Here is a 12,525-nt window from a genome sequence, read left to right as displayed (position 1 = left end):
AAAATTCATTTAAAAACGCCACCTTACGGGTGGCGTTTTCATTTCCGAACAACAAATGAAACGATTTCATTCCAGAAATGTCACTTCTGCCCGCTAAACTTTGCCTCCATAATTAACCAATAATCAAACCAATCAAAATTGGCGATATGCAAAAACTAACCATTCAAAGCAGGATTTTTTTACTTGCAATTTTGCCAAGCGTACTTCTAGCAATCCTGCTGGAATCATTCAATCTTTACCAAGCTCATGATTTTGGCCAGAGAGCAGTAAATGACTTCGAACAAACTTTCAAAAATAATCAACAGCAAGCAATCAAAAACTACATGCAATTAGGGCGGTCAGCTATTGCTCATTTGTACCAGGACCCCGCCGCTGATGCTGACCCGATTATTCGCCAACAAGCTTTAGAGATTTTGCGACAGCTGCGCTTTGATGATAGCGGCAACATGGGGTATTTTTTTGTTTATGATAAACAAGGTGTTAATGTGATGCACGCCGCGAACCCAGCTCTTGAGGGACGCAACCTGATGACATTAACAGATCCTAATGGCACTGAAGTTATTCGTAGCTTATGGACAGCAGCGAAGGACCGAACTGGCTATTTGTATTACCACTGGAATAACACAGAAACCGGCAAAACAGTTCCTAAATTAGGTTATGCTGAAGAGCTTGAAAAATGGGGGCTAATGATTGGTACAGGCTTCTGGATTGATGGTTTAGACGAGCAGGTTAAACTGATGCAAGAGTATGTAGAAGGCTCTTTTAATAACAGCTTACTTTGGTCTGTTATCACAGCTATAGCCGCACTACTAATAATTACTATGCTCGCTCTGACAGTCGTTCGAAGCATTGTCAAACCACTTAAAAATGCTGTTGGCGCAATGACCAATATTGCCAAAGGCAGTGGAGACTTAACTCACAGGCTAGAAGTTATAGGTAATGATGAACTTTCACGACTAGCCCAGGCCTTTAACCAATTTGCAGAGCAAGTTCAGGATTTGGTGTCGCAAGTGGCAACGTCTAGTGCCACCCTCAAGCAAAGCGCCTATGATTTAGAAAAAGTTTTGCAGCAATCTGAAAATGGTGTCGTCAGACAGCAATCGGAAAGTGATCAGGTTGCCACTGCTATGAATGAAATGGCTGCTTCAGCTCAAGAAGTGGCGGATAGCGCAATGCAAGCATCCAATGCTGCAGCAAATGCTGAGGATTTAGTAACAAATTCAAAAGTCACGTTAAATAACACTGTTGGTGTCATTAACGGTTTGGCTAAGCAAGTAAGTCACGGGGTCGAAGTTATCAGCGCTCTAGGCAATGAGTCGGATAACATTGGAGGCGTGCTGGACGTTATAAGAAGTATAGCTGAACAAACCAACCTATTGGCGCTAAATGCTGCCATTGAAGCAGCCAGAGCTGGTGAAGCTGGGCGAGGTTTTGCTGTGGTAGCAGACGAAGTTAGAACCTTAGCTAGCAGAACGCAAAACAGTACTCAGGAAATACAAAACATGATAAACCGGCTGCAGGCGGGTATCTTAGCAGCCGTACGCCTGATAGAGGATTTACGCTTAAGTAGTACCAGTAGCGTTGAAGAAATTCATCAGGTGGAATTGGCATTAAATAGCGTCAACACAGCCGTGGCTACAATAAATAACATGAATGCACAAATCGCCTCTGCAGCTGAGCAGCAAACACATGTTTCAAACGCCATTAATGAGAATCTTCATCAAATAGTTATCGTCACAGATCAAACAGCAGCAGGAACCAAAACTGCAGGTATAACTTCACGTCAACTCAATAATGTAGCCCTTGAGCTAAACCAACTAGTTGGAAGTTATCGCGTTTAATTACGCCCCATTGGAGAGATCCTAATGAAGACACTTTATCCCACATTATCTGAGCGGCTGCAACGACAAGGCCCCATCCCGACAATGACCCCCGCTAATCCGCAAGAACAGCTAGAGCAATTTCCTACCAATTGGCAATTAATAGAAGAGCTCACCCTATTTGCATTTTCACTTCCACACGTTGTTGAAGCTCATACGCAGATTGCGCCTCCGGGCTCAAGGGCGCTAACTCTATCCCCCTCTGATGCTTCTAAGAACAGAAACGCCTTCATGGTAGATTATGAATTTGCACATATTCATAACCCACCTATTGGGAGTTTGCATTTAACCTTGCCTGATACACTGATCGGTTTAGTACTTCAAAAACACTGGGGATTACGCCATCCTCTTGCAATACAAGGTAGGGTGTCGCCAAATATTATGTTTATTTTCGCACCACGTTCTGATTATGAATTGGAGACAGTAAAAGAAATCTTAAAACTGTCATACATTCTTGCATGCCATACGAGAAATGAATTTTAAAATCAATAATTTATTGAAAGCCTATAAAAACTCGGACTACATCCCATCGTTCTGTAGAATGCCAAAGAAAATGATTTTGAAGATTTAAAACCGACGCTCAAAGCGATTTCTAACACGTTTAACTTACTATATTTGAGCAGTTCTATAGCATAGTTAATCCTGAGTCTTATTTGAAATTTATGCGGTGGTAACCCCACTGACTGTCGAAATGCACGGCAGAAATGCCAAGGCGATAAATTTACATGATCAGCTAACTCGACAATGGAAATGTCCTTCGTCAAAGCGCCCTCGATGTACTCAATAGCTTTTTTTTGCTGATAAGGCGACAGGCCACCTTTAACTATCAGAGTTGAGCAAGTAAGAGCCAGTTGCTGCAAACGCACCAAAATAGCGGCAATACAGGTCTCAGCAAATAACTGTGACATATCATCTGTATTACTACTTTCAAGCCATAACTGATTGATAGTAGATGAGATCCAGTCATCTCTAGTAAATCGGCTATGAAGAATTTTATAGTCATGCTGCTCTGAGGCCGTACCCAACTGTTGCGCCAATTTTACCGGAATCGTCAGGAACCTTATAAAGTGCGGCCCACTCACGTTGACTTGAGTCGCATAAAGCGGCGGACCTACAAAAAAAAAGCCAGGCCCCAAAGTATCGCTGAAAAAACCCGCACCGATGTTGCATCTCACTTTAATTGGCGAAGATTGCATTACCCCAATATAAATGTCATCTACAGCAGGTGCTGAAACATCGCCGCAACCATGAAATGCGTCGAGCAGTGATATAGCAGAGCGCTCAAAGACATGATGTCGCTTGACTGTACTAGAAAATATGCCATCTCTATACCAATCTAGAAAACTCGCTGTAACTGATTTATGTGATGTGGCAGGCAAAGTTCACAGTCCCCCTTATACGTCAAAATGACTTCAGGCAATAATCGAACTCACAGTTAGCATATAACAATACCGTTGATGACAAGTAGAGCATTAACGGAATAGCAATGTTCCAAAAGTCGACTCTGTCAGAGGTTATGTATTTGCTTGGCGCAATTCTGTAATTAAAAAGTCAACAAAGGTCATAGCCGCTAACGTCCGAGCCTTATTATTGGCATAAAGTACATTCACCTGGGAGAAAATTACCGGATGATCTGCTAAAACTTCGATGAGAGTTCCATTGGCTAAATGTTCTGCAATCATAAAATCAGCTAGTAGCCCTAAGCCCACGCCGGCTAAAACCAACTCACAGGCATTGGTCATATTACCAGCAGCTATACGCCAGTTAACAGCTACTGATGTAAAATCGTTAAAATGCCATTTATCTAAGGATGAAGATAGAACTACGCACTCATGATGTTTCAAATCGACCGGCAGCGTTGGTATACCATGCGTCTTCAGATAAGACGCCGTAGCACATATAACTCTTCTAACATCAGTAATTTTTCGACACAACAAATCTGAATCATCAAGATTGCCCATCCTGACAGTGAGATCTAAACCATCTTGTACGATGTGTTCGCGTTGCTCACTTAGTTTTAGTTCGATACGAATCTTAGGATAAGCAGCTAAAAACTTGGGCAATAGTGGAGTGATTATATACTGGCAATATCCCGACGTTGCTCCAACACGAATAAGGCCAGCTGGTCCGGCATGGTTGCTCAACAGTGTATACTCCAATGCCTCCAGTTCCTCGATCAAGTTTGCGACGTTTTGGTAGTACTCTTTGCCAATATCAGTTAACGACAATCCTCTGGTAGAGCGGTTAATTAATCTTTCGCCGATTTTCTGTTCCAAGCCTGCCAGCTGACGACTTAAGGTCGCTTTTGGTAAGTTCAGGTCTCTGGAGGCTGCAGAAATGCTGCCAGCTTTAACAATTTTTACGAAAAACTTTGTTGCATTCAGATCCATATTAATGCTCTTAAAGGTCGACAAGATGAGCTTTTCTCACAGCATTAAAAATAGACTATAGGAGAAATTTCCACCGTTTTTTTGCAATTAGATAATGTAGTGCATGGGGTTAAATATGAACCAAATGACCAGAAATCAGCTCAAGTAAGGTACTAATTAGATATTAAACAGTGATTAGGCAGGCGCATGCGTACGCTGGATAGATAACATAAAAACTGCCCGTCAGAAAAATGTATTAGGAGAATTCAATTCTGACGGACAGGGCAGGAAAAAGTATTTAGCAAGCAGGTATGTCAACCATTAGATGTATTTTTCGACTCTAACCGATTGACGGTAGAATCTCTGTAAACAACAATTGCACCAGTTGTTGTCCCTTATCGGTACTCCAATCCTGTGTCAACTCAGCAATTATCGTATTGGTTGTTGTTAATACAACACCCGCGTCATGCATACGTTGTTGCGACAACGACTCTGATAGTTGAAACGGCGAGCCTGATGCATCCATTACTGCTTGCACAGCGAAGCCGGCGTTTACTGCATCTATCGCGGGATAGATTAAACAAACGTCTGTGGTTACACCGGCCATAATTAAATGCGTTTTTCCGGTTGCTTTAATAGCGGCAACGAAACGCGGATCAGTCCAGGCGTTAACGATTCCAGTTCGCTGTACCCGATTGGCAAACTCTACCGGAAACAACGCCTCTAATTCAGGAATAAGCGGCCCTTGTATCTGGTTTTCTTGGCTACTAGTCAACACGACAGGCAGCCCCCAAATTTTGGCCGCTTTAGCCAGTGAGATAGTAAATTTTTTTGACTCCGAGGCAGGCATATTTTTTATTAATTGCATGGTGCCAATTTGGTGGTCTATTAACACTAAAGCAGAGTTGTCAGCGGTAAAAGGGGGGCTCATTTTAAATATCCAAAAGTTAAGTCAACAAACTGTTCAAACTTTAGGCTGTTTTCCGACAGTTAAACACCACAACAAATGAAACGCTGGTATCTCATTGTTGTTACTAGTGCCTGATTACTGCAAGAGTTACTCTGAAGGTACATCAAATCGCTGAGAATAAGCATTTTGAAAAGCTCGGATGTTGTACTAACCGGTCTGGCGCCCATTATATGGGGCAGTACTTATTTGGTTACCACAGAAATGCTGCCACAAGGCTATCCTATTACCACCTCTATGCTGCGGGCCCTGCCTGCTGGCGTTTTACTTCTGCTATTTGTGCATCGCTTACCAAGCTTCTCCTGGTTGTGGAGGGTTGTTATTTTAGGGGCACTGAACTTTGCTATATTTTGGTGGCTCCTTTTTATCGCTGCATATCGGCTACCCGGTGGAGTCGCAGCAACTATGGGAGCGATACAATTTCTGTTTGTCCTATTGTTATCTAAAGGGTTATTGGGTACAGATATTTCCCGAACAGCAGTTATCGCGTCTATTGCCGGCATGCTAGGTGTTGCACTTCTGATACTTACACCGTCGGCTAAACTTGACACTTTAGGTATCATTGCGGGATTAGGCAGTGCTGTCGCAATGGCATTGGGCACCGTATTAAGTCGACGCTGGCAACCACCAGTCAGCACACTAACCTTCACCAGTTGGCAGCTTACTGCTGGCGGTATATTACTGGTCCCTGCAGCCTTTATTTTCGAACCACCTCTGCCTGAACTTTCTGCCATAAATATCACAGGCTTTTTGTATCTTGGCCTCATTGGTGCAGCACTGACCTACATTTTGTGGTTTAGAGGTATCGCCAAACTTAGCCCGAATCTAGTCTCTCCATTGGGCTTTTTAAGCCCATTCAGCGCTGTGCTTTTAGGCTGGTGGGTTCTGGATCAAACGCTGTCTTTACTGCAAGTTCTCGGTATGGCTGTTGTGCTGGGCAGCGTTTGGTTAAGTCAGCAGCAACACCTTTTTAAAAACGCTTCCAAGGCAATACGTGTAGCTTTACCTAAAGAATAGTAAGCAATAAAGAACTTTTAAGTTAATGAGGATAAACTGATGGCATCACGCAAAATCGCAAAATCGCTAATGGGTTTATCCATTATTGGAACAGTCGTTATTGTTGCTTTGGCCGATGTGTTCAATGCCACACATTTGTTTAACCCTGCCTGGCCGGGCCATGCTAAGTTCCATATCGCTATGCAATTCACAACGCTTTTACTGGTCAGCTGCGTTTCATTTTACTCACTGCAGCGAAATTACGCTTTTCTTGCGACTTTGGCGCCGCTGACTTTCTGGCCTGGCTTGTTAGTAGCCTACGTAATTCCGGGTACAGATGTCTATGCCACTGAAGAACTGCGTCAATTGGGCGTTCCGATAAATTTAATCCTGGCAATTATCTTTATTGCCTTAACTTTCTTCGCTTACGCGATGATGAAAAATAGCACAAAGCAGCAAGCACAATTTTGAGACAATACCGTTTCACTATTATGCCTGTTGCTCACTGCGAATCAGTACTAGTTTGTCTTTAGAGCAAATTTGGAGAGCGACAGATGCCATTAGTGAATCATCGTGAAAAAGTAAATACCGCTCCGGAAAAGTTATGGCAGATGATGCTTGAAAAAGTGCGTCATCCCGACAAGTACGTACCTGGAATAGTGCATGTTGAAATACTAAATGATTATGGCGATTCCACGATAGAGCGCCGCATGGAGACGGCACATGGTAAAGTCATTCACGAACTTATCTCTGCCGATAAGTTCACCCGCACAGTGATCTTCAAATCATATCAAGACAATATATACAGTGGCTTTGTAACTAATACCATTTTTGAAGAGAAAGACGGTGTCTATTTAGACTACACGCTAAACTGGACATTAAAACCAGGGCAACATGATCCACAGCCAGACAATTTTTGGGCAGAAACCATAAAAAAAGCCGTATTGCATGCCAAAATGCTGGCCGAGAATTAGATTATGGTTACTAATCTCTCAAGCAGCAAAATATCTACCTCTGTCGGTTCCATTAACACTGTACGCTGTGGTTTTGGTGAACAAGCGGTCCTGTTGTTACATGGTTGGCCGCAAAACCACCGAGAGTGGCTGCCTATGATTGGCCATCTGGAACAGTCGAAGTTTCATTTTATCATTCCTGACCTTCCCGGATTCGGTGATTCCGCAAAGCCCATGAATGGTTATGACGTTAAAGCACAGGCTGAAGTTTTACTTGAAGTGCTTAACACGCTGCAAATCGAGATAGTTCACTTAGTCGCGCATGATATTGGCGGGCCTATTGCTCTTGCTTTAGCGTATCTAATAAAAAACAGAGCGCTATCACTTGCGATGATAGAGGCTCCTTTCTGGGGAATTGAATCAGAAAACGTACCAGATTTGTCAAAAATTTTTTGGCATATTCAAATGCATCAGGATGTGGATCTCGCTATGAGCCTTATTCAAGGCAAGGAAGACATTTACCTTGATCACTTCTTTCGTGATTTCGCCTTTAATTCAGATGCTATAAGTAGCAACGAACGAGATCAATACATTCATGCCATCAAAAGATCTGGCGCACTCAGAGGGAGTTTAATGCACTATCACGCTATTCCACAGAGCGCGTCACAACTATCTGAAATGAGCAAGGACCTGTTAGCTACTGCTGTTCTTGGTATTGGTAGTGCTGCGGTAATGCATAATTACTGCGGCAATGCAGCGCAACTTATCAGTTCCCGCGCGTCGGGCATGGTTATCGCGGATTCTGGCCATTGGTTACCCGAAGAGAAGCCAGACGAACTTGCATTAATTTTGTCACGTTTTTGGCAATCATCCACACAACCATCATCAACTTAACATTCACTGAGGTTTCTATGAAACGTGTTTTAGTATTGTATTATTCATCCTATGGCCATGTTGAAACAATGGCAAAGGCAATAACGGAAGGTGCCAAGCAGGTATCTGGCGTGACTGTAGATATGAAAAGAGTTGCGGAGCTGATGCCACCTGATGTTGCTAAGTCTGCAGGCGTGAAATTAGACCAGGCAGCTGACATTGCTAAACCAACAGACTTGGTTGACTATGATGCTATTATTTTTGGCTCACCAACCCGATTTGGCAATATGGCATCGCAAATGCGCAACTTTCTTGACCAAACCGGTGGTGTTTGGGCACAAGGCAAACTTATTGGTAAAATAGGCAGTGTGTTTACATCTACCGGAACAGGTGGTGGCAACGAAACAACAATTCAATCTTTTCATACTACCTTACTGCATCATGGTATGCTCGTTGTAGGCTTACCTTATAGTTGTCCTGAACTAGCTGATACAACAGAGTTTAACGGAGGTTCACCTTTGGGGGCAGCATGTATTGCAGGTGCTGATGGCAAAAGGCAGCCATCGGACAAAGAACTTGCCATGGCTCGATTTCAGGGTAATCACGTGGCATCGCTAGCAGTACGAACTGTTTAAACTTTAATATGACTCAGTAACTTTAAGCCACTATCATTAAGATGCTGGCTTTTATTTTTAACATTCATAATTTTGCACTAAAAAACCTTGGTTTTTTGTATCATATATTCAATTAAAGCCATTGCTGCAGTACTTTTAGCCTTGTTATTTGCGTAAAGTATATTTACTTCTATGTCAACCATCTTAAAAGCACCTAACACTTCACACATAGCACCAGACTTAAGATGCTGAGCCACCAAGAACTCAGGTAATAAGCCAATACCCAGACCATTTAGCACCAGTTGCTCACTATTGCATATACTTCCTGCAGCAACTCTCCAAGGTAATGTAACCATCAATGCTGGTTTAAAGCACCACTTATCTGCAGCAGGAGTCAGCACTATGCATTCATGGTCGACTAAGTCACTCAACGTTTCAGGCATGCCTCTATCCCTAAGATATACTGGCGAAGCACAGAGAACCTGTCTAAACTGCGTCAATTTCCGGCATAATAACTCCGAATCAGCCAACACACCCGTTTCTATAGCGAAATCAAAACCCGCCTTAATAAGACAGGTTTTCTGCTCCGATATAGTTAACTCAATCTTGACCTTTGGATAAGTATCCATGAAACCTTTAATTAGGGGTAGAACCAGAAATTGGCAATAACCCGCTCCCACACCAATACGAATTAGACCTGCAGGAGCAGAATGATCTTGCAATAGTTGTAAAGTAGCGTATTCCAACTTATCGATATGCTCTTCAACAATGGAGAAATACTCCCTACCTATGTCAGTTAAAGAGAGCGCCCGCGTTGAACGATTAATTAAACGCTCACCAATTTGCTCTTCCAACTTTGACAGATGCCGACTAAAGGTAGCCTTGGGCAAATTTGCCATTTTTGACGCTTCTGAAATACCACCTGCTTTAACGATTTTCACAAAAATACGTGTGGAATTAAGATTCATAAATGCACCATGCTTTAACTAAAAAATTGTGGTCAACATTTTGCTTCTGAAGTTAGTTATGTTAATCACATTCAAACTTAGTGAATAATAGAGTTGCAACACCCCCAAAATTGCTATTTGTTGCGTACCCTTGCTAAGTTATTTGAGTATTCTGCATTTACACCTGTCCTCCCTCTCATTTCTGCCACTTAAAACACTAATGTTGGTGTAATTAAGGGGGGATATGTCGCTAGTTTCAACAACCATTATTAACCTCATTAATAGAACAATGTTGTTTCTCTATTTCCTGAGGACGCTAAGTAACAGTGCACTACACTTTTAATATCGCTAAACACAGGTTTAATAAGGTGAAATCCATGTTAAAAGTTTACTCTCAAGGTCGTTTTGCTAAAGAAGAATGTGCTCTGTTGTTAATTGACCATCAATCTGGGATCATGCAGTTAGTTCATGACTACTCCCCGGCCGAGTTCCGCTCAAACGTTTTGGCGCTGGCGAAAATTGGTAGAGTTTTTGAGCTACCTACGATTATTACTTCTAGCTATGAAAGCGGGCCAAATGGCCCTTTAATGCAGGAGATTTTAGATATTCATCATGAAGCCACAGTAATCAGACGTCCCGGCCAAATTAGCGCTTGGGACAACGATGAATTTGTTAGTGCTGTCAAAGCCACTGGTAAAAAAAAGCTGATAATGGCGGGTGTAACTACTGACGTTTGCTTAGCCTTTCCGGCAATGCAGGCTGCTGGCGAAGGGTTTGATGTTTATGGCGTAATTGATGCTTCAGGCGCGCATGACTTTGCAACACAATCTATGGCTGTTCAGCGTTTGATAACACATGGCGTTACACCTGTTACCTGGCTAATGGTAGCCGCAGAGCTGCAACGTGATTGGCGACATGATACTGCAGAGGGAACAGCCAAAGTATTCCACGAACACTTATTGAACTATGGTATGTTGATCGACAATTTCAACTACAGCTCCTCGGTTTCAAAGAATTAAAAAGCTAAGTTTGGGAATAACGGGATTACCACAGATAATCTTTAGCCTGGATTAATCCCTGTTAGGCTTAACTTCAACTGCCTGCTGTACGTACGGCTGACTTTTAACGATTTCTGGTTGGTTAACACAAGGTTGTATTCTGAATTCATTAACGGTTCGAGTTTTACCACATACTGCAGGTTTACAATGGTTGATTTGTGGATCCGTAAGAAGCCGTCAGGCAGTACATCGTTGATCAGGCTTTTCATTCTGGCACGCATCACAAACGTCTCTGTGCTGGTGTGAACACACATATAATCGCCGGCAGCATCTATCCATACTATTTCCCGATAGGGGATCAATTGCGCGGGGTGATGCCCGTCCTGTATCACCAGCTTTTCCTGTTCAATCCGATACGCTGGTGCAGTGTCAGCAAGCCCTGCTGCGTCACCTGTTTGTAAGATGTCAGCCACTTCCAGCATATGTTGCTTGCTTGAACCTGTGTCAATGTTGACTGCAACCCTGGCAATGGCTTCGGCGAGGCGCTCCTTTTTTACAGGTTTAAGCAAATAATCCAGCGCCCTTACCTCAAATGCCTGCACCGCATATTGATGAAACGCAGTGACAAAAATAATGGCCGGGCAGGTTTCCGGTTGCAGCTGTTTTATCAGCTCAAAGCCAGATTGGCCAGGCATTTCAATATCAAGGAAAATTAAATCCGGCTCAGTTTTACTGATAAGCGCCAATGCATCGGCAACATTGCGGGCATACCCTACTACCTCAATCTGCGAAAAAGCTTCAAGCCGGATGGCCAGCCCTTCGATGGCACTGTATTCATCATCTACCAGTAGTGTTTTTAACTGCTTCATCGCTTGTTCTCAGCCAGTTCCAGCGGGATAGATATACTCACTCTGGCGCCACCATTTTCACTGTTACCGAGGGTTAACTGGCTGGCAGCAGGATAAATCAGCTGTAGCCTCTCATGACAATTCTTGATACCAATACCCAGGGATGCCGGTGCTGAAGGCTCAAAACCAGCGCCGTTATCGCTGACACAAATATGCAGCTTGTCAGCAACCCGGGTAAAGTTAACGGCAATAATGATAGTGTTTTTCTGCCTCATACCATGTTTTAACGCGTTTTCTACCAACGGTTGCAATAACAGCGATGGCATCAGCAGCGCATAGCAGGAGGGTTCAGCCGTTATCAGTACCTTTAGCTCACTTTGAAAGCGGCACTGTTCTATATCGACATAGGTTTGCAGTATGGCAATTTCATCCTGCACCGTTATTTTCGCTAAAGGGTCGGTATATAAACTGTAGCGCAGGAAATCACACAGCTTCTCCAGCATCGCTACCGCATTAGCATTGTGTTGTTTCAGAATAAGCGTACAAATGGCATTGATACTGTTAAACATAAAATGCGGGTTTAACTGATAGCGCAGCATCTTAAGCTGCGACTCTTTCGCCAGATGCAATGCCTCTGCTGCCTGATGGCGCTGCTCTGCGTTATCAAGATAGATTTTTATGCCGTAGTAACCGGCGGTCCAGGTCGCCAGCATCGTCATTGAGGCGGATGTCCAGGTACCAAAATCAAACCAGGTCATCGGCTGCCACAAGGTGCCATAAAACCACTGCAAGCTGTGCCATTTAAACTGGGTCCACAACAGTGAGGCCGCCAACAAGCTTATAATATGCATGCTGATACTGACACCGGCAGGTTTTCGCCTGAAACCGGTATAAAGTTTTCTGAGCCACAAGGTAATAAAAAAGCCACAGCAGGTGTCAAGCACCAGATGCGGCAGATGGATAACCCAGGGCTCCTGCCCCGGCATTTTAATCATCAATTCGGTAAGTAAGGCATACGCCAGCCAGCCACAATACTGGCACAACCAAAACAACTGCCTTTTGGAATCGATTTTTATCAAC

General features: G+C 43.3%; 14 protein-coding genes. 8 read left to right on the top strand and 6 right to left on the bottom strand.

Translation table 11 applies throughout. The annotated features are described in order from the left end of the window. Window positions 1-146 precede the first annotated feature (146 nt). Both AC5SV9_RS17675 and AC5SV9_RS17670 read left to right on the top strand, forming a co-directional pair. Window positions 147-1,841: a methyl-accepting chemotaxis protein gene (locus AC5SV9_RS17675; protein ID WP_475149036.1), complete on the top strand. Its 1,695-nt coding sequence runs from the start codon at window positions 147-149 to the stop codon at window positions 1,839-1,841. Window positions 1,842-1,865: 24 nt separating this feature from the next. Next, window positions 1,866-2,363 (top strand): luciferase domain-containing protein, encoded by a 498-nt coding sequence (locus tag AC5SV9_RS17670; protein WP_475149034.1) that lies wholly within the window; start codon window positions 1,866-1,868, stop codon window positions 2,361-2,363. Between the two features lie 2 nt (window positions 2,364-2,365). Here the strand turns inward: AC5SV9_RS17670 and AC5SV9_RS17665 are convergent, their stop codons facing one another. From AC5SV9_RS17665 to AC5SV9_RS17655, 3 genes are all read right to left on the bottom strand, one after another. Next, the gene (locus AC5SV9_RS17665; RefSeq protein ID WP_475149031.1) at window positions 2,366-3,259 is read right to left on the bottom strand and encodes a helix-turn-helix domain-containing protein; all 894 of its coding nucleotides are present in this window, start codon (window positions 3,257-3,259) and stop codon (window positions 2,366-2,368) included. Window positions 3,260-3,394: 135 nt separating this feature from the next. Beyond that, window positions 3,395-4,270, bottom strand: coding sequence for a LysR family transcriptional regulator (locus AC5SV9_RS17660; protein ID WP_475149029.1), 876 nt, complete (start codon window positions 4,268-4,270; stop codon window positions 3,395-3,397). 319 nt (window positions 4,271-4,589) lie between these two features. After that, the gene (locus AC5SV9_RS17655; RefSeq protein ID WP_475149027.1) at window positions 4,590-5,180 is read right to left on the bottom strand and encodes an isochorismatase family protein; all 591 of its coding nucleotides are present in this window, start codon (window positions 5,178-5,180) and stop codon (window positions 4,590-4,592) included. A gap of 165 nt (window positions 5,181-5,345) precedes the next feature. On the opposite strand from AC5SV9_RS17655, the gene AC5SV9_RS17650 reads away from it, so the two are divergent. From AC5SV9_RS17650 to wrbA, 5 genes are all read left to right on the top strand, one after another. Next, window positions 5,346-6,233, top strand: coding sequence for an EamA family transporter (locus AC5SV9_RS17650; RefSeq protein WP_475149025.1), 888 nt, complete (start codon window positions 5,346-5,348; stop codon window positions 6,231-6,233). 39 nt (window positions 6,234-6,272) lie between these two features. Then, window positions 6,273-6,683, top strand: a complete 411-nt coding sequence (locus AC5SV9_RS17645) for a hypothetical protein (RefSeq protein ID WP_475149023.1) — start codon at window positions 6,273-6,275, stop codon at window positions 6,681-6,683. 83 nt (window positions 6,684-6,766) lie between these two features. Beyond that, window positions 6,767-7,186, top strand: a complete 420-nt coding sequence (locus tag AC5SV9_RS17640; RefSeq protein WP_475149021.1) for an AtaL-like protein — start codon at window positions 6,767-6,769, stop codon at window positions 7,184-7,186. Window positions 7,187-7,189: 3 nt separating this feature from the next. After that, on the top strand, window positions 7,190-8,059 hold the full coding sequence (locus AC5SV9_RS17635) for an alpha/beta fold hydrolase (protein ID WP_475149019.1): 870 nt from the start codon (window positions 7,190-7,192) through the stop codon (window positions 8,057-8,059). A gap of 17 nt (window positions 8,060-8,076) precedes the next feature. Further along, entirely contained in the window at window positions 8,077-8,673 is a 597-nt protein-coding gene (gene wrbA / locus AC5SV9_RS17630) for an NAD(P)H:quinone oxidoreductase (protein ID WP_475149017.1), read from the top strand. A 77-nt stretch (window positions 8,674-8,750) separates the two neighbouring features. Here wrbA and AC5SV9_RS17625 read toward each other — a convergent pair whose 3' ends face one another. Beyond that, entirely contained in the window at window positions 8,751-9,620 is an 870-nt protein-coding gene (locus tag AC5SV9_RS17625) for a LysR family transcriptional regulator (RefSeq protein ID WP_475149015.1), read from the bottom strand. A gap of 356 nt (window positions 9,621-9,976) precedes the next feature. On the opposite strand from AC5SV9_RS17625, the gene AC5SV9_RS17620 reads away from it, so the two are divergent. Beyond that, window positions 9,977-10,618 carry an isochorismatase family protein gene (locus tag AC5SV9_RS17620; RefSeq protein WP_475149011.1) on the top strand — a complete coding sequence of 214 codons (642 nt, stop codon included), beginning with the start codon at window positions 9,977-9,979 and terminating at the stop codon, window positions 10,616-10,618. 41 nt (window positions 10,619-10,659) lie between these two features. On the opposite strand, the gene AC5SV9_RS17615 is transcribed toward AC5SV9_RS17620, so the two are convergent. Continuing rightward, window positions 10,660-11,466: a LytR/AlgR family response regulator transcription factor gene (locus tag AC5SV9_RS17615; RefSeq protein ID WP_475149007.1), complete on the bottom strand. Its 807-nt coding sequence runs from the start codon at window positions 11,464-11,466 to the stop codon at window positions 10,660-10,662. Beyond that, on the bottom strand, window positions 11,463-12,524 hold the full coding sequence (locus AC5SV9_RS17610; RefSeq protein ID WP_475149004.1) for a sensor histidine kinase: 1,062 nt from the start codon (window positions 12,522-12,524) through the stop codon (window positions 11,463-11,465). The genes AC5SV9_RS17615 and AC5SV9_RS17610 overlap by 4 nt, the downstream gene beginning before the upstream one ends. Window position 12,525: the final 1 nt, after the last annotated feature.

The organism is Rheinheimera sp. ATLC3 (genome assembly GCF_059429535.1).
This window is presented reverse-complemented; position numbering and strand designations above follow the sequence as displayed.

Bases quoted from the DNA above. Each gene is read 5' to 3' on its own strand.
- AC5SV9_RS17675 (WP_475149036.1), top strand. From the start codon at position 147: ATGCAAAAACTAACCATTCAAAGCAGGATTTTTTTACTTGCAATTTTG.
- AC5SV9_RS17670 (WP_475149034.1), top strand. From the start codon at position 1,866: ATGAAGACACTTTATCCCACATTATCTGAGCGGCTGCAACGACAAGGC.
- AC5SV9_RS17660 (WP_475149029.1), bottom strand. From the start codon at position 4,270: ATGGATCTGAATGCAACAAAGTTTTTCGTAAAAATTGTTAAAGCTGGC.
- AC5SV9_RS17655 (WP_475149027.1), bottom strand. From the start codon at position 5,180: ATGAGCCCCCCTTTTACCGCTGACAACTCTGCTTTAGTGTTAATAGAC.
- AC5SV9_RS17645 (WP_475149023.1), top strand. From the start codon at position 6,273: ATGGCATCACGCAAAATCGCAAAATCGCTAATGGGTTTATCCATTATT.
- AC5SV9_RS17640 (WP_475149021.1), top strand. From the start codon at position 6,767: ATGCCATTAGTGAATCATCGTGAAAAAGTAAATACCGCTCCGGAAAAG.
- AC5SV9_RS17635 (WP_475149019.1), top strand. From the start codon at position 7,190: ATGGTTACTAATCTCTCAAGCAGCAAAATATCTACCTCTGTCGGTTCC.
- wrbA (WP_475149017.1), top strand. From the start codon at position 8,077: ATGAAACGTGTTTTAGTATTGTATTATTCATCCTATGGCCATGTTGAA.
- AC5SV9_RS17625 (WP_475149015.1), bottom strand. From the start codon at position 9,620: ATGAATCTTAATTCCACACGTATTTTTGTGAAAATCGTTAAAGCAGGT.
- AC5SV9_RS17620 (WP_475149011.1), top strand. From the start codon at position 9,977: ATGTTAAAAGTTTACTCTCAAGGTCGTTTTGCTAAAGAAGAATGTGCT.
- AC5SV9_RS17615 (WP_475149007.1), bottom strand. From the start codon at position 11,466: ATGAAGCAGTTAAAAACACTACTGGTAGATGATGAATACAGTGCCATC.